Source organism: Pseudomonas sp. MDT2-39-1 (genome assembly GCF_054898085.1).
The window spans coordinates 3966065-3982986 of the sequence record NZ_CM142716.1; the positions used below are offsets into that span (position 1 = coordinate 3966065).

Below are 16922 nucleotides of genomic sequence, written 5' to 3' on the forward strand. Positions count from 1 at the left end.
CTGAAAGTTATTTTTCTTCACGTGTAGTCTGTTCGGCTGAGTTTGATTGGTTAGTTGTTTGTGATTGATTCTGTGGATGATGTTACAAGTTTGGGTTTGTCAGAGTGAGTTTGTTTGTTTATCGTTTCTTCCAGCAAGTTCATGAGGAGCTTGCATTAATGTTGATAAGGAAGAAGTCGTGAATAATTTGTCTAGTGAAGGTCATATTGCTGCCTGTTTAAAAAGTCTTCAGGCTTATGACCTGGGTGAACAACTATTTATTCGGTCCCGCGGTTTGTTTGCGTCGGGTGACGAAGTTGAAGTGCCGTCGAAGGGGTCGATCGTAGGCGAAGGCCTTATTAGTTTCAGCGGTAACCTCACCGGTATTAACCGCAGTGATGCACAGAATGCTTATCAGTATGCGACGCTTGTGGCAAACAAACAGTTTCCACTGGAGCACCAGGGCAAGGAATGGTACGCGCAGTTCCGTAAAGTCATGGGTGAGATTGGTTGGGCGGAGACTAGCAAGTACTTCAATAATCTGGACGTGTCGGGAACCAGTGTCCGCATGGACAAGTTGGTACTGGAGATCCTTGCTTCGGTAGTCACAGGCCTTGCCGTACCGGGCCCGGCTGCTGCTCTGATGCTGAAAACCGCGGGGGATGCGATTTCCGCCCTGCAAAAACGCGATACCGCATTAACGCTTTATGAGAGCAACTTGCTGAAACATGGTGTGGGTGGCATATCGGCCGGCTCGTGTATCGATGTTAACGGTACTTCTGTTTTTGCCATTGGTACAGTACGTTTTCTACGCGAGAATTCATCGAGAAAAGTGCTGTTCGTCGATGTGGATGTTCGTAATGTAAATCTGTATCGCGGTGAATCAGTTTTCGAAAAGAATGATCAGCAGGCTGCGGCTACTCGTGAGTTGATTGCATCGAAACTTGTTAAGTACTCGACTGATAAACTCGACTACGATATTTGATAGGGTCTGGAAGGGCGGTCGAAACAACGACTGCCCTTCTCTGTGTGGAGGTGTTTAAATGAGATGTGATTATTCAGTACTGTTTGTCGGGGCTGCGGTTTTGATAGTGCCCGAATCAGAGGATCTGGCCACTTATGATGATGTGGTCAATACGGTGTTGTATGCACAGTTGGCAGCCAATAAAAAAACAGAACTAGAGTCAGGTGTGAGTTGGTATGACACCTATATGAAAGTTTTGGATGGTATCTGGATGTGGCCCGTTAAAGCGCGCGAAGACTTGAGTCTCCCTCCAGCGAGTGTTGAGTCGGCGGTTCAGTGGGCGGCCGCAGCGATGTCCAGAGTGGGGGCAGATGAAGGGCATGTGACTGCCGAAGTGTTGTCACGAATTGCCAACGAATCGGACATCGACCCGGCAGCCAACTTGTTGCGCAGCCATATGCAAAAAGTGTCCAAGGAGCAGTCCTCCGAGGTGCCGGCACCTGCGATGGATATTCGTTTACTGGTCATCGTGGCGCCAACACCGACGTCGTTCAGCAGCGTATGTATCGAGCTCAAAACCAATCAATTGCTGAGTTCCAACCCTTTGGCGCACCTCTATTTTGGCGAAGATGTACAGGGCATCATTAGCCGCCGTTACGTCCGGGCGAAGCTGTCGGAAGCGGTATATGCACCTGTACGGGATCAAATTGCTCTGAAGGTCAAAGACCGGATCGGAACCAATGTTGCAAAGCTGACCCTGCACGACGATGCCTGCAGCACCACGGAGCCAGGGGAGGTTCGGTCATGACGGATCTGATTGCACCACCGGCAGCGGTGGTCGGCGGCAGTATCGTGTCGTTCGCCAGCGGTCTGCCTGCGTCCCACCGCGAAGACGTCTACATGAGCACGGCTTTTGCGCAAAGAGCCACACGCGATGCCGTTAATGATGGATTATCGGGTGATTGGTTCGACTACTACTGCAACCAACTCCGATTTCTGGGATGGGATGTGCCCACACCTCAAACGTTTTCACCCGCGCCTGCCGCTCCGATGGGCAGCAAAGCGATACAACGTATCCGGGAATCCATCGGTGATAAATTCTCAATACCCATCAGCCGCGCCCTGACAGCGTTGGAGCGCAATTCGCTGGCGCTCGAAATGTTTGAGTCCACGACCCTGAAGGGAGACATTGCCTACTTTCAGATGATTCCTTGCGTAATGAACGGCGCGCACAAGGTGGATATGGCCGTCTATCACCGCAAGTTTTCGATGGTGGGAGGCATCTCTCGCTTCCTGTTCAGCAAAAATGATTCGCTTGAGCAAAAAAGCACCGAACAGATAACCACGATCACGTTCAACACGCTTCATTACGGCGTGTTTCGGGAGAAGGTGAAGAAGTCTGTGGTGTCCCAGTCCCTGAAATACTTGAGCGCTCTGGACATCTGACCGAGCGCCAGCCCGAGGGATTTCAGATGGTCGACACTGTGCGGTTCTGCTGATCCCGCTGCGCAACCCAATGCTCGATCAAATCGCGCAACTGCGACAGCTCGACCGGTTTGGCCATATGCCCGTCCATGCCGGCCTGGCGCGCGCGCTCTTTATGCTCGGCCAGGATATGTGCGGTCAGCGCCACCACTGGCGTGCGAATCCGCTGGTTGCCGACTTCCCAGGCACGTAACTGCTGGGTGGCGGAGAAACCATCGAGGATCGGCATTTCACAGTCCATCAGGACCAGGTCATAACGCCGGGCTTTCATTGCCTGCAAGGCTTCTTCGCCATTGCTGGCGGTGTCCGGTTGCAGGTTGAGCTTGCCGAGCATGCCGCGAATCACCTTGGTCGAGATGTTGTTGTCTTCGGCCACCAGGATGCGGAAATCACTCGGGACCTTGACCGGAAGCGTCGGGCCGGTGGGCAGATGCTGCGAGACGGCCGGGCCTTTGTTGCGCTGGTTCAGCTCGTCCGCCAGGGTGGTCTTGAGGGTGTAGCCGGCCACCGGTTTGGCGAGGATGCGTTTGATCCCCGAGTTGCGCGCGATGATCTTGCTCGGCGCGTTGCTGATGCCGGTGAGCATGATCAGCAGAATGTCGTGGTTCAGGCTCGGGTCTTCCTTGATCTTGGCCGCCAATTGCATGCCGGTCATGCCAGGCATGTTCTGGTCCAGCAGGACCACGTCGAAATAATCGCGCAGGTGAGCCTTGGTGCGCAGCAGCGCCAGAGCCTCTTTACCGGATGGCACGGCGCTGACGTTCAGGCCCCAGGCGCTGCATTGCTGCACCAGCACTTTGCGGCAGGTGTCGTTATCGTCCACCACCAGCACGCGCGCACCTTGCAGTGGTCCATCGAGGTCGGAGGTCGGGTGCTCGAGACGATCAGGGTCCAGCGGCAAGGTCAGCCACAAGGTGCTGCCCTGGTTGGCACCGCTCTTGATACCGAATTCCCCTTGCATCAAGCGGATCAGCTGACGGGCAATCACCAGCCCCAGGTTACCGCCCAGGCTGGTCGCCGAGAGGAAGTGTTTGCTGTGCAGTTCGGCGTGCATCAGGGCGTCGCGTTCTTCGGCCTCCATCGGCACGCCGCTGTCCTGCACGGCGATGCGCAGGCGCGGTTTGGCGCTGCGTTCGTCGAGGGCGACGACGATCAGGATCTCGCCCTCGTCGGTTTTCTTCAGGGCGTTTTCCAGCAGGCTCAGCAAGGTCTGGCGCAGGCGCGTCGGGTCACCGCTGATGACGCGCGGCACTTGCGGCTGGATAAAGCTGATCAACTCGACGTTCTGCTGTTCGGCCTTGGCGCGGAAGATGCTCAGGCAGTCTTCGATCAAGGCGTTGAGATCAAACTGCACGTCGTCCAGTTCGATCTGTCCGGATTCGAGCTTGGAGATGTCGAGAATCTCGTTGATCAGGGTCAGCAGTTCGTTGCCGGCACTGTGGATGGTCTGCACGTAGTCACGCTGCTTGACCGACAACGGTGTGCCCAGCAGCAGTTCGGTCATGCCCAGCACGCCGTTCATCGGGGTGCGGATTTCGTGGCTGATCTTCGCCAGGAACTCGGCCTTGGCGTTAATCTCGGCGTTGCTGGCCGCCAGGTCGCGGCTGACGCTGAAACGATCTTCGGTGATGCTACGCTGACGTTCGCCCAGCGCAATGCTCATCAAAAGGCCACTGATGCAGATGAACACCAACAGCGTGATGATCAGCCCTTGAGGGGCGACCAGGGTCAGCCCCAGCAGGGCGGGCAACATGATCAGCGTACCAATGTTGAACACCACCATCGCCGCCACGAACAGGCGCGCCGGGCGATACCCCTTTTGCCAGTGATAGGCACCGACGAACAACATGCTCAGGCCTGCCAGGGCGACCAGGGCGTAGGTAATAATGTTCAGCGGCAGTGTGTTGACGAACAACAGCAGCAAGCCGCAGACCACGATGAACAGAATGTCCCCCAGCAACAGCTTGTTCAGCGGGTGCGACCCGAGCGGGGCGAAGAAGCGATAGGCGAACATCAGGCCGCAGGGCGCCGTCAGCAGCAAGGCGAGATAAGCGCCGGGCGTCTGCACCGCGTGCCAGTTGGGTAGCCATGGTCCTGCCAGATTCAGCAGCAGCAACAGGCTGAGCATCAACAGGGCTTCGCATCCGGCCAGCCAGACGCTGCTGCGCGAGCGGGTATAGGCATAGCGGACGAGGTTGTGCAGGATCAGCATGCCGATGCAACCGAACAGCAGGCCGTAAATCAGCATCTGGTTCTGATTGGCTGCGGTCATGACCGCCGATTGCAGGGTGATGTACGGCCGCAACTGGTGTTCGGACACCAGTCGCAGGTAGACGTCCAGGGGTTTGTCGCTTTGCGGCAGCGGCAACATGAAATCGCTGCTGGGCAGGGGGCGGTCAGTCTGGGGCTGGCCGGTGCCGGTGTTCAATTGATCGATCAGCGTGTCGCCGTCGAGCACATACAGATTGAGGTGCGACAGGTCGGGGGCGAACACTCGCAGCAATTGCTCGTGCTTGCCGGGCGTGAGCCTGAAACGCAGCCACAACGCACCTTCGGGCTCGGCCGCGGAGAGGCGGTCGAGTTCGATGGGGCTGAATTGATTGGTGTAGCGAGCGGAACGGATGTCGCTCAGCTGCAGGTCGCCCTGTTCGTCAAGCAATACCGCCCAGCCACTGCCTTGCGCGGCCTGGGCCGGAAGCATGCAGAGCAAGGTCAGCAACGTGACGGTTAAACCTATGGCAATCCTGAGCCAGCGCACGGCGAAATCCCTTCGTAGGTTGATGCCAGATTATAACTATGCGCGGCGTCGGAACAGTCCGGCAAGGGCTTGAAGCTCAAGCCCTGCCGAACGGATCGCTTATTCCTGATTTTCGCCACGCTCGCGGGCAATGGCGCGGTAGCCAATGTCTTTGCGATAGAAACAGCCTTCCCAGTCAATCTTTGCCGCCAGTTTGTAAGCCTGCTGCTGGGCAGCATCAACGCTGGCGCCCATGGCGGTTGCACAAAGCACACGACCACCGGCCGTCACCACTTGACCGTCCTTGAGCGCAGTGCCGGCGTGGAAGACTTTACCTTCCAGTGTGGCGGCTGCATCCAGACCGTTGATGGCAACGCCTTTAGCGTAGTCGCCAGGATAGCCGCCCGCGGCCAGCACGATACCGACGCTCGGACGTGGATCCCATTGCGCTTCGACCTTGTCCAGGGCTTGCGCCAGGGCCGCTTCGACCAGCAACACCAGGCTCGACTGCAAACGCAGCATCACCGGTTGGGTCTCAGGGTCGCCGAAACGGCAGTTGAATTCGATGACTTTTGGGTTACCAGCTTTGTCGATCATCAAACCGGCGTACAGGAAGCCAGTGTAAACGTTGCCTTCCTCGGCCATGCCACGCACGGTCGGCCAGATCACCAGGTCCATGACCCGCTGATGGACCTCGGCGGTGACGACCGGGGCCGGGGAGTAAGCACCCATGCCGCCAGTGTTCGGACCGGTATCGCCGTCACCGACGCGTTTGTGGTCCTGGCTGGTGGCCATTGGCAGCACGTTCTTGCCGTCGACCATGACAATGAAGCTGGCTTCTTCCCCGTCCAGGAATTCTTCGATCACGACACGGGAACCGGCGTCGCCGAACGCATTGCCCGCGAGCATGTCGCGCACAGCGTCTTCGGCTTCGGTCAAGGTCATGGCAACGATCACGCCTTTACCGGCAGCCAGGCCATCGGCCTTGATCACGATCGGCGCGCCTTTTTCACGCAGATAAGCCAGGGCAGGCTCGATCTCGGTGAAGTTCTGATAGTCGGCCGTCGGGATCTTGTGGCGCGCCAGGAAATCCTTGGTGAAGGCTTTCGAACCTTCCAGCTGGGCAGCGCCGGCCGTCGGACCGAAGCAATCCAGGCCACGGGAGCGGAACAGATCGACAACACCGGCAACCAGCGGCACTTCCGGGCCGACGATGGTCAGGGAAACGTTTTTCTCGGCAAAGTCGGCCAGCTGTTCAAGGGCCAGCACGTCGATGGCGACGTTCTCGCACTTGGCTTCAATGGCGGTGCCGGCGTTGCCCGGGGCAACAAACACTTTCTGCACACGCGGATCCTGAGCCACTTTCCAGGCCAGTGCGTGTTCACGGCCACCGCTGCCAATGATCAAAACATTCATTTCAAAAACCTCGGATGACGCTAATTCTGTGGAGCAGCCTCAGCTGCCTGGCTGCCAGTGCGCGGCATCTGCCACCACACCGAACCTGTAGGAGCGAGGCTTGCCCGCGAAGGCCTCACCTCGATGTTGCTGTTACACCGCGGCGTCCCCTTCGCGGGCAAGCCTCGTTCCTACAGAAGCAAAGAGCGAAAATCAGTGACGGAAGTGGCGCATGCCGGTGAAGACCATGGCGATGCCGGCTTCATCAGCGGCTGCAATCACTTCGTTGTCACGCATCGAGCCGCCTGGCTGGATCACCGCAGTGATACCGACCTTGGCCGCGTTGTCGATGCCGTCGCGGAACGGGAAGAACGCATCCGATGCCATGACCGCACCTTGTACCTGCAAACCAGCGTGTTCAGCCTTGATCGCCGCAATACGAGCGGAGTTCACGCGGCTCATCTGGCCCGCGCCGACACCGATGGTCTGGCGATTCTTGGCGTAGACAATGGCGTTAGACTTAACGTACTTGGCGACTTTCCAGGCGAAGATCAGGTCGTTGATTTCCTGTTCGGTCGGAGCACGCTTGGTCACGACTTTCAAGTCGTCGGCACCGATCATGCCGATGTCGCGGCTCTGCACCAGCAGACCACCGTTGACGCGTTTGTAGTCCCACGCAGCAGCGCGATCAGCCGACCACTCGCCGCAGGCCAGCAGGCGCACGTTGGCTTTTGCCGCCACGATGGCGCGGGCTTCTTCGCTGACGCTTGGCGCGATGATCACTTCGACGAACTGACGCTCGACGATAGCCTTGGCGGTTGCAGCATCCAGCTCGCGGTTGAACGCGATGATGCCGCCGAATGCCGACTCGGTGTCGGTGGCGTAAGCCAGTTCGTAGGCCTGACGGATACCGCCTTCGGCGTCCGGGCTGACGGCAACGCCGCACGGGTTGGCGTGCTTGACGATCACGCAAGCCGGTTTGACGAAGCTCTTCACGCATTCCAGCGCGGCGTCGGTGTCGGCCACGTTGTTGTACGACAGCTCTTTGCCTTGCAGTTGGGTCGCGGTGGCGATGCCGACTTCGGCTGGCTTGGCTTCCACGTAGAACGCCGCGCTCTGGTGCGGGTTCTCGCCGTAGCGCATTTCCTGCGCCTTGACGAACTGGCTGTTGAAGGTGCGCGGGAACTCGCTGCGACCTTCGGTGCTGAGGGTGTCAGCGGCCTGGTTCACGGAGCCCATGTAGTTGGCGATCATGCCGTCATAGGCCGCGGTGTGTTCGAAGGCCTTGAGCATCAGGTCGAAACGCTGGGCGTAGGTCAGGCCGCCGGCCTTCAGGCCTTCGAGGACGCTGGCGTAGTCGCTGGCATTCACCACGATGGCCACGTCTTTGTGGTTTTTCGCTGCCGAACGGACCATGGTCGGGCCGCCGATGTCGATGTTTTCGATGGCGGTCGGCAGGTCGCAGCCTGGCTTGTTGATGGTGGCTTCGAACGGGTACAGGTTGACCGCGACCAGGTCGATCGGCTTGATGCCGTGCTCGTTCATGATGGCGTCATCGATACCGCGACGACCAAGGATCCCGCCGTGGATTTTCGGGTGCAGGGTCTTGACCCGACCGTCCATCATCTCTGCGAAACCGGTGTAATCCGCGACTTCCACTGCGGCAACACCGTTGTCGCGCAGCAGCTTGAACGTTCCGCCGGTGGAGAGGATCTCGACGCCCAGGGCTTCAAGCTCTTTGGCGAATTCGAGGATCCCGGTCTTGTCGGAAACGCTGATCAAGGCGCGGCGGATCGGCAGGCGGGTAGTCTGGTCGGTCATTTCAATTTCCATCAAAAGCAAAGGAGTCAGCAAAAAAGGCGACCGGTTTTACGCGGGCGCCTTTCTGGTTTGATTGAATGCTTACAGCAAATCGTACTGCTTGAGTTTCTTGCGCAGCGTGCCTCGGTTCAGCCCGAGCAACTCGCTGGCCTTGGTCTGGTTGCCCTTGACGTAGTTCATCACGCACTCGAGCAGGGGAGCCTCGACTTCGGAGAGCACAAGGTTGTACACATCCGTGACGGCAGCGCCTTCAAGGTGGGCGAAATAATTGTGCAGCGCTTTCTCGACACTCCCGCGAAGGGTCTGACCTTCTTCGCTCGGCGTATTGAGGTGCTGTTTCAAATTCACATTGTCGCTCACGGGTGTTGTTCCACTCACTAAAGTCTCGGTCATCATCGTCATGCGGCCACCTCGTCTCCGTCCCCTGTCAGGCTCTTGTTACGTTCGGCGAAGAAACCCTGAACGTTGGCGCATTGTGCTTCCGTATCTTCCAAACGATTGAAGTGGGCGCGAAACTCCCTGGCGCCCGGCAAGGTTGCGAGATACCAGCCCACATGCTTTCGAGCAATGCGTACGCCCATGACGTCTCCATAGAAGACATGCAGCGCAGCCAGATGCTCTAGCAGAATGCGTTCCACCTCGATCAGTTCCAGCGCCGGGAGTTTCTCGCCGGTACGCAGGAAATGATCGATCTCGCGAAAAATCCATGGCCGCCCCTGGGCAGCCCGGCCTACCAACAGGCCATCGGCACCGGTCGCGTCGAGCACGTACCGGGCCTTCTCGGGTGAATCGATATCGCCATTGGCGAAGACCGGGATCGACACCGCCTGCTTGATCGCGGCGATGGTGTCGTACTCGGCTTCACCGGTGTACAGATCGGCACGGGTGCGGCCATGCACCGCCAGCGCCGTAATGCCTGCCTGCTCGGCGATCTTCGCCACCGTCAGGCCGTTCTTGTTGTCGCGGTCCCAGCCGGTACGGATCTTCAAGGTGACCGGCACATCAACCGCAGCCACGACGGCTTGCAGGATCTCGGTCACCAATGCTTCATCCTTCAACAGTGCGGAACCGGCGGCCTTGTTGCAGACCTTCTTCGCCGGACAGCCCATGTTGATGTCAATAATCTGTGCGCCCAGTTTGACGTTGGCCCGGGCCGCATCCGCCAGCATCTGTGCATCACCCCCGGCGATCTGTACCGAGCGTGGCTCGGGATCACCTTCGTGGATCATGCGCATCCGCGATTTGCGGGTGTTCCACAAGCTCATGTCGCTGGTGACCATTTCCGAGACTACAAGCCCTGCGCCCAGTCGCTTGCACAGCTGACGAAAGGGCTGGTCGGTGACGCCCGCCATGGGGGCGAGAATCAAGCCGTTGTGCAATGTATATGGACCGATGCGTACCGCCGACATAGGACTTCCCTGTTGTGGGGCCGGATCATGAGAGTTCGAAAAAGGGTTGGCATGATACCCGCTCTCGATGACTGGATAAAGGCTGAATTGAACAAAATCTGAACAGTAATTCTGTTATCGCCAGCGGTTTGGTATGAGCGGTCGAAGTCAGAAATATGCCGTCAAAGCCGTAACACTGAACCGTTTCACTCGGGGGAATGGAAGCTCAGGCTGTAATTCACCGCTTTGGCGCCTGGATCGAGGATATCCAGTGCGATGTGGATCGGCGTTTGCGGTGGCATCTCCGCCATGCCTTCGAGATCGCCGTTGAGGTACTCGCCGGGCTTGAAGCGACGGCTGGCGATCAGGTGACCGTTAAGGTCGGCGAAGCGCAGTTCCAGCAGCGGGAAGGGCTGGGAGAAGGGTGCGCGGTTGTAGATGATCGCATCGACCACCAGGGCTCCGTTGAACTCCGGGTGGCTGCGGACCACGAGGTTGCTGCTTTTGATTTTCGCAATGTCTACTTTAGATGGCACCGTGCAACCGAGTTGCGGGCACAGTTGCTGGAACCATGGACGGTACTGGTCCTGACGCGCCAGTTCGTCAAAGTGGTAAGCGACGTATTGGCCGGCGAGCGCGGCGGCACCGAGCAGCACCAGCAGCAGCCAGAAAAGCCGTCGGCCCCAGGGGGAGCGACGTTTTTGCCAATCGAGTTGCAGCGGATCGTCAGTCAGGTCTTGCAAGGCGTCGGCACGTTCGGTCGACTCGCTGCGTTCGTGTCGCTTGCGCAAGGGGACAATCGGGGGCAAGTCGTCGTCGGGTGCATCGGTTGCCGACAGGCGATCATGGTGCAGGGGCATGTCGAGCGGATCATTCAGGCGCAATTGCGGCACCTGGGGCTCGTCGTCCAGATCAACCGGTTCCAGCGAGAACGAAGGTTCAGTGCGCGAGTGCTTGCCCGGATCAGTCTGTGTTTCCCGTTGGTCGGCTTCGACCGCCTGGGCGCGATCAGCCGCCGATTCGCTGAAGAGGCTGTCGGACCAAGGGGCTTCGTCATGATCGTTAGAGTCGCGTCGAGCGCTGAGGCTGTCTTCGCGTTGCCGGCCGAATTCCGTAGTCGGCTGGATTTCCCGTTGTTCGAGCCGGGCGAGTTCTTCGTCCAGGTCCAGGCTGTCCAGATCCAGTTCGGTGGCGGACCATTGCTTTTGGCTGATGGCGCGCTGGGCCGGCGGTTCGACAATGGCCGGGGCGACCGGTTTGACCGCGTCCTTGTCGGCCCGTTGCTCTAGCAGCTGCTTGGCGGCGTTGAACACCTGCAAGCACGAGCCGCAACGAACCACTCCGCGTGCCACGCTCAATTGAGCATGGCTGACGCGGAAACTGGTTTGGCAATGCGGGCACTGGGTGACGAAGCTGTCGGTCATGCGGCGATCCGGTTTATGCAGGCGCTCATTCTAGCGCCGACGGCCAGTGATGCGCACCCAGCCATCGCGATTGGCGATCGGGTCCAGATCGAAGTCTTGAGCGTAGGCTTTGGCGACTTCTTCACCTTGCTCGGCGAGGATGCCCGACAGCGCCAGACGACCACCGGGTTTGACCAGGCTGGACAATTGCGGCGCCAGGGAAACCAGCGGTCCGGCAAGAATGTTCGCCACCAGCACATCGGCCTGAACCTGCGGCAGATCTTCTGGCAGGTACAGCGGGAAGAGTGCTTCGGCAATGTTGTTGCGCCCGGCGTTGTCGCGGGACGCTTCAAGCGCCTGCACGTCGATGTCGGTGCCGACAGCTTCCTTGGCGCCCAGCAGCAGGGCGGCAATCGCCAGAATCCCCGAACCGCAACCGAAGTCGAGGACGTTGCAGTCTTTGAGATCCTGGCCGTCGAGCCATTCCAGGCACAGCGCGGTGGTCGGGTGGGTGCCGGTGCCGAACGCCAGGCCCGGGTCCAGCAGAATGTTCACGGCGTCGGGTTCAGGGGCGGCGTGCCAGCTTGGAACGATCCACAGGCGCTGACCGAAGCGCATTGGCTGGAAATCGTCCATCCAGCTCCGTTCCCAATCCTGGTCTTCGATGACTTCGTTGTGATGCTCGGGCAGCGGGCTGCCGGTCAGCAGCTCCAGATGGGCCAGCACGTTGGCGGCTTCGGTGCCACCTTCGAACAGGGCCAGCAGGTGCGTGTGCGACCACAACGGCGTGGTGTTGAGCTCTGGCTCGAAGATCGGCTGGTCTTCGGCGTCCATGAAGGTCACCGACACGGCGCCCACTTCAAGGAAAGCGTCTTCGTAGGTTTCGGCTTGTTCTGGGCTGATGGCGAGACGGACTTGCAGCCAAGGCATGGCGGGCACCTTTGAAAAATATTGATTGCAGCCTAGCGGGCTGCGAGAAGCGCGCAAGTTTACGCGAGCGCGGAGCAGAAGACGACAAGGCCGACATATGCGTGTTCTTCGTAGGAGCGAGGCTTGCCCGCGAACCAGGCGCCGCGGTATGTCTGTTCGACTGATGCGCGCCCTTCGCGGGCAAGCCTCGCTCCAACAGAGGGAGATATGAAACCTCCAGAAACAACAAAGCCGCTCGAAAGCGGCTTTGTTAGATCGGATCACAGACTAGTGCTTGTCGCCAGCCAGCTTGTGTTCCAGGTAGTGGATGTTGATTCCACCTTTGCAGAAGCCTTCGTCGCGGGCAAGCCTCGCTCCAACAGAGGGAGATATGAAACCTCCAGAAACAACAAAGCCGCTCGAAAGCGGCTTTGTTAGATCGGATCACAGACTAGTGCTTGTCGCCAGCCAGCTTGTGTTCCAGGTAGTGGATGTTGATTCCACCTTTGCAGAAGCCTTCGTCGCGGACCAGATCGCGGTGCAGCGGGATGTTGGTCTTGATCCCGTCGACAACGATTTCGTCCAGCGCATTGCGCATGCGCGCCAACGCTTCGTCACGAGTTGCGCCGTAGGTGATCAGCTTGCCGATCAACGAATCGTAGTTCGGCGGAACAGCATAACCGCTGTACAGGTGCGAATCGACGCGAACGCCGTTGCCGCCTGGGGCGTGGAAATGCTTGACCGTGCCTGGGCTCGGCATGAAGGTTTTCGGGTCTTCGGCGTTGATCCGGCATTCCAGTGCATGACCGCGGATAACCACGTCTTCCTGGGTGTACGACAACTTGTTGCCAGCGGCGATGCTGAGCATCTCCTTGACGATGTCGATGCCGGTGACCATTTCCGAAACCGGGTGCTCAACCTGAACGCGGGTGTTCATTTCGATGAAATAGAACGCGCCGTTCTCGTACAGGAACTCGAAAGTACCCGCACCACGGTAGTTGATGTCGATGCACGCCTTGACGCAGCGGGCGAGGACTTCAGCGCGAGCCTTCTCGTCGATGCCCGGTGCCGGCGCTTCTTCGAGAACCTTCTGGTGACGACGTTGCAGCGAGCAATCGCGGTCGCCCAGATGGATGGCGTGGCCCTGGCCATCGGAAAGCACCTGGACTTCCACGTGACGTGGGTTGGTCAGGAATTTTTCCAGATAGACCATCGGGTTGCCGAACGCCGCGCCTGCTTCGGTGCGGGTCAGCTTTGCGAAGGAGATCAGGTCTTCTTCTTTATGCACAACGCGCATGCCACGACCACCACCGCCGCCAGCGGCTTTGATGATCACCGGGTAACCGACTTCGCGACCGATGCGCAGAGCGGTTTCTTCGTCTTCAGGCAGTGGGCCGTCGGAACCCGGAACGGTTGGAACGCCCGCAGCGATCATGGCGTGCTTGGCCGAAACCTTGTCGCCCATCAGGCGAATGGTGTCGGCTTTCGGACCAATGAACGCGAAGCCGGAGTTCTCGACCTGTTCAGCGAAATCAGCGTTTTCCGCAAGGAAACCGTAGCCTGGGTGAATGGCGGTAGCGCCGGTCACTTCGGCTGCAGCGATGATTGCCGGAATATGCAGGTAAGACTTTGCAGCCGAGGCCGGACCGATGCAGACGGATTCGTCTGCCAGGCCCAGGTGCATCAGCTCTTTGTCAGCCGTGGAATAAACGGCGACGGTCTTGATGCCCATCTCTTTGCAGGCGCGCAGGATTCGCAGGGCGATCTCACCGCGGTTGGCGATCAGAACTTTTTCCAACTTCGCAGTCATCAAAGTCTCTCCGCGGTTCAAACGATGGTGAACAGCGGTTGGTCGTACTCAACCGGCTGGCCGTCTTCGACGAGGATGGATTCGATCACACCGCTGGTTTCAGCTTCGATGTGGTTCATCATCTTCATGGCTTCGACGATGCACAGGGTGTCGCCTTTCTTCACGGTCTGGCCGACTTCAACGAAGGACGGCGAGCTTGGCGAAGACTTGCGATAGAAGGTGCCGACCATCGGCGAACGGGCAACGGTGCCGTTCAGAACTGGCGCGGCCGGAGCAGCAGGTGCTGCAGCGGCAACCGGAGCGGCAGCAACAGGCGCAGGTGCCGGAGCGTGCATTGGAGCCGGTGCGTAGTACTGCTGAGCCGGGGTCTTGCTATGACGGCTGATGCGTACGGACTCTTCGCCTTCCTTGATCTCGAGCTCGTCGATGCCGGACTCTTCCAGCAGTTCGATCAGTTTCTTAACTTTACGGATATCCATGAATCATCAACTCCCAAGGGTCGGTCAGGGGCGTTACGCTTGTTGTTCAAGCTGTTGCCGGTCTTTCAAGCTGCTCCAGGGCGGCCTCCAGGGCCAGTCGATAACCGCTGGCGCCAAGGCCGCAGATCACTCCCACCGCTACGTCGGAGAAGTAAGAGTGATGGCGGAAAGGTTCGCGTTTGTGCACGTTAGACAAATGCACTTCGATGAATGGGATGCTCACCGCCAGCAACGCGTCACGTAATGCGACGCTTGTGTGCGTAAAAGCTGCTGGATTGATCAGAATGAAGTCCACACCTTCACTGCGGGCAGCGTGGATGCGGTCAATCAATTCGTACTCGGCGTTGCTTTGCAGGTGCAGCAGATGGTGGCCGGCTTCACGGGCACGGCGTTCCAGGTCCTGGTTGATCTGCGCCAGTGTCGTAGCGCCATAGGTGCCCGGCTCGCGGGTGCCGAGCAAGTTCAAGTTGGGTCCGTGCAAAACCAATAGCGTCGCCATCTGCTGTTCCTTGTTATCTGTGTGCAGTTGTCAGAACCCGGCGACTATGCCGCAAAGCCTTTGTGACTGTCCAGTTCTATGCAATAGCCAGCACGATGGCCGATGTTTGCGCGAAATATGTGACCGGGTGATTAAATCCGGTCATTTGCTTTCGCAACACGTTCGGCGAAGTCTGGCGCGTTGATCTCGCCGATCACTCGCACATCGGCGCGTTCGACACCGTCCTTGCCGAAAAACATCAGGGCCGGAGGGCCGAACAATTTGTAGCGATCGAGCAGTGCGCGTTGCTCGGCATTACTGGCAGTGATGTCGAAGCGGATCAGGCGATAGTCTTTCAGGCGTTCGACGACCGTGGCGTCGTTGAGCACTTCGCGTTCGATGACTTTGCAGCTGATGCACCAGTCGGCGTACCAGTCGAGCAGTAGTGGGGTGCCTGAAGATTTGGCTTCGGCGAGGACGCGGTCCAGGTCCGCCGGGGTGCTGATGGTTTGCCAGGCGCTGGAGCTTTTCGGCTGTTCATTGCCGGCAACAATGCGCGGCTGACCAATCGGGTTGAGCGGGTCGGTCTGCCCGCTGAACGCCCCGAACCAACAGGCCAGCGCGTAAAACAGCAGAAACACCCCGAGCAGTTGGCCGAGGCGTTTTCGAGGAGGTTTGTAGACGAATTCCAGAGCGCCCATGAACAGGCCGACGCCACCGGCCAGCAAACCGATCAGCAGCAAGGTGATCTGGCCCGGCAATACGCGACTGACCAGCCCGATCGCCAATCCCAGCAACAACACGCCAATCGCATTTTTCACATAGACCAGCCACGGCCCGCTTTTCGGCAGCCAGGCCGCGCCACCGGTGGCCACGAGCAGCAGCGGTGTGCCCATGCCGAGGCCGAGCATGAACAGTTTCAATCCGCCCCCCAGCGCATCGCCGCTGGCGCTGATGTAAAGCAGCGCACCGGCCAGCGGCGCCGAAACGCAGGGCGACACCAGCAGGCTGGAAACCACGCCCAGCACCGCGGCGCCCCAGAGCGAACCGCCTTCGGTGCGGCCGGCGATCCGGTCCAGCCGACTGCTGATGGCCTGTGGCAACTTGAGTTCGAACACGCCGAACATCGCGAGGGCAAACAGCGCAAAAAACATCGCGAACGGCACCAGCACCCACGCCGATTGCAGACGCGCCTGAAGGTTGAGCTGAGCACCGAACATCCCCATCAACGCCCCCAGCAATGCGAAGCAGGCGGCCATTGGCAGGACGTAAGCAAGCGACAGATTGAAGCCGCGCAACCCGCCGACCTGACCACGCAAAACTACGCCGGAAAGGATCGGCAGCATTGGCAGCACACACGGGGTGAAGGTCAAACCCAGACCCGCGAGAAAGAACAAGGCGAGCTCGCGCCAGCTCCAGCGCTGTGTCGTGGCGGGTGTCGGTGCGCCAATGCCATCAATGTTCAGGCGCTCGGTTTCGGGCGGATAACACAGGCCTTTGTCGGCGCAGCCCTGATAGGTCACGGCCAGCGTGAAGGCGCGGGGATCGGTGCGCGGCACTTCGATGTCGAGAATGCCGTGATAGACCTCGACGTCGCCAAAGTACTCATCGTGCTTCTGTTCGCCCTTGGGCAATTGCGCCGCGCCAAGGCCGACCTCGGCCGGATCGGCGCGAAACTGAAAGCGATGACGATAGAGGTAGTAACCCTCCGTCGCGACAAAACGCAGCTTGATCGATTGCGGCGTGCTGTCTACCAGGCTCAGCTGAAACGCCTCGCGCACCGGCAGGAAGTCGGCGCTGTTGTTGATCGAGCCCAGGGTGGAACTGGGCCGGCTCTCCAGCAACCCGGCGGCGGTGGCCGGCAGGGCGAGCACTAAAAGCAGCAGGCAGAGCAAACGGCGCATGACAATCTCGCGTGTCGGAATTGGGGGCATGATAGCGGACAGTCGCGGGGTGTGCAGGGCGGGGCGTTTTTGATCGTTCCCACGCTCCGCGTGGGAATGCAGCCCGGGACGCTCCGCGTCCCAAAAGCGGACGCAGAGCGTCCATTGAGGCATTCCCACGCAGAGCGTGG

General features: G+C 59.2%; 14 protein-coding genes. 3 read left to right on the plus strand and 11 right to left on the minus strand.

All coding sequences use genetic code 11. The features are described from left to right. Positions 1-178 precede the first annotated feature (178 nt). Genes ACYZTM_RS18620 through ACYZTM_RS18630 form a run of 3 tightly spaced genes read left to right on the plus strand, consistent with a single transcriptional unit; the run spans position 179 to position 2389 of the window. Positions 179-964, plus strand: a complete 786-nt coding sequence (locus tag ACYZTM_RS18620; protein WP_461983957.1) for a hypothetical protein — start codon at positions 179-181, stop codon at positions 962-964. A gap of 58 nt (positions 965-1022) precedes the next feature. Then, positions 1023-1751: a hypothetical protein gene (locus ACYZTM_RS18625; RefSeq protein ID WP_461983959.1), complete on the plus strand. Its 729-nt coding sequence runs from the start codon at positions 1023-1025 to the stop codon at positions 1749-1751. Next, on the plus strand, positions 1748-2389 hold the full coding sequence (locus ACYZTM_RS18630; RefSeq protein ID WP_461983961.1) for a hypothetical protein: 642 nt from the start codon (positions 1748-1750) through the stop codon (positions 2387-2389). The genes ACYZTM_RS18625 and ACYZTM_RS18630 overlap by 4 nt, the downstream gene beginning before the upstream one ends. A gap of 22 nt (positions 2390-2411) precedes the next feature. Here the strand turns inward: ACYZTM_RS18630 and ACYZTM_RS18635 are convergent, their stop codons facing one another. The 11 genes from ACYZTM_RS18635 to ACYZTM_RS18685 form a co-directional block, all read right to left on the minus strand. Continuing rightward, entirely contained in the window at positions 2412-5186 is a 2775-nt protein-coding gene (locus ACYZTM_RS18635; RefSeq protein WP_131058893.1) for a hybrid sensor histidine kinase/response regulator, read from the minus strand. A gap of 99 nt (positions 5187-5285) precedes the next feature. Then, complete coding sequence (gene purD / locus ACYZTM_RS18640) at positions 5286-6581, minus strand: phosphoribosylamine--glycine ligase (protein ID WP_131058894.1); 1296 nt, start codon at positions 6579-6581, stop codon at positions 5286-5288. 192 nt (positions 6582-6773) lie between these two features. Beyond that, entirely contained in the window at positions 6774-8381 is a 1608-nt protein-coding gene (gene purH / locus ACYZTM_RS18645) for a bifunctional phosphoribosylaminoimidazolecarboxamide formyltransferase/IMP cyclohydrolase (RefSeq protein WP_131058895.1), read from the minus strand. Between the two features lie 81 nt (positions 8382-8462). Continuing rightward, positions 8463-8783 carry a DNA-binding transcriptional regulator Fis gene (fis, locus tag ACYZTM_RS18650; RefSeq protein ID WP_007907419.1) on the minus strand — a complete coding sequence of 107 codons (321 nt, stop codon included), beginning with the start codon at positions 8781-8783 and terminating at the stop codon, positions 8463-8465. Beyond that, a complete protein-coding gene (gene dusB, locus ACYZTM_RS18655; protein WP_461983964.1) occupies positions 8780-9790 on the minus strand; it encodes a tRNA dihydrouridine synthase DusB in 1011 nt (336 codons plus the stop codon). The genes fis and dusB overlap by 4 nt, the downstream gene beginning before the upstream one ends. Before the next feature lie 185 nt (positions 9791-9975). Beyond that, positions 9976-11193 (minus strand): DUF3426 domain-containing protein, encoded by a 1218-nt coding sequence (locus ACYZTM_RS18660; RefSeq protein WP_131058897.1) that lies wholly within the window; start codon positions 11191-11193, stop codon positions 9976-9978. Positions 11194-11223: 30 nt separating this feature from the next. Beyond that, a complete protein-coding gene (prmA, locus tag ACYZTM_RS18665; protein ID WP_461983967.1) occupies positions 11224-12102 on the minus strand; it encodes a 50S ribosomal protein L11 methyltransferase in 879 nt (292 codons plus the stop codon). Between the two features lie 430 nt (positions 12103-12532). After that, the gene (accC, locus tag ACYZTM_RS18670; protein ID WP_131058899.1) at positions 12533-13891 is read right to left on the minus strand and encodes an acetyl-CoA carboxylase biotin carboxylase subunit; all 1359 of its coding nucleotides are present in this window, start codon (positions 13889-13891) and stop codon (positions 12533-12535) included. Between the two features lie 17 nt (positions 13892-13908). Then, positions 13909-14370, minus strand: coding sequence for an acetyl-CoA carboxylase biotin carboxyl carrier protein (gene accB, locus ACYZTM_RS18675; protein ID WP_054044024.1), 462 nt, complete (start codon positions 14368-14370; stop codon positions 13909-13911). A gap of 46 nt (positions 14371-14416) precedes the next feature. Continuing rightward, positions 14417-14869 carry a type II 3-dehydroquinate dehydratase gene (gene aroQ / locus ACYZTM_RS18680; protein ID WP_020797556.1) on the minus strand — a complete coding sequence of 151 codons (453 nt, stop codon included), beginning with the start codon at positions 14867-14869 and terminating at the stop codon, positions 14417-14419. 131 nt (positions 14870-15000) lie between these two features. Then, positions 15001-16752, minus strand: a complete 1752-nt coding sequence (locus tag ACYZTM_RS18685; protein WP_461983969.1) for a protein-disulfide reductase DsbD — start codon at positions 16750-16752, stop codon at positions 15001-15003. Positions 16753-16922 lie beyond the last annotated feature (170 nt).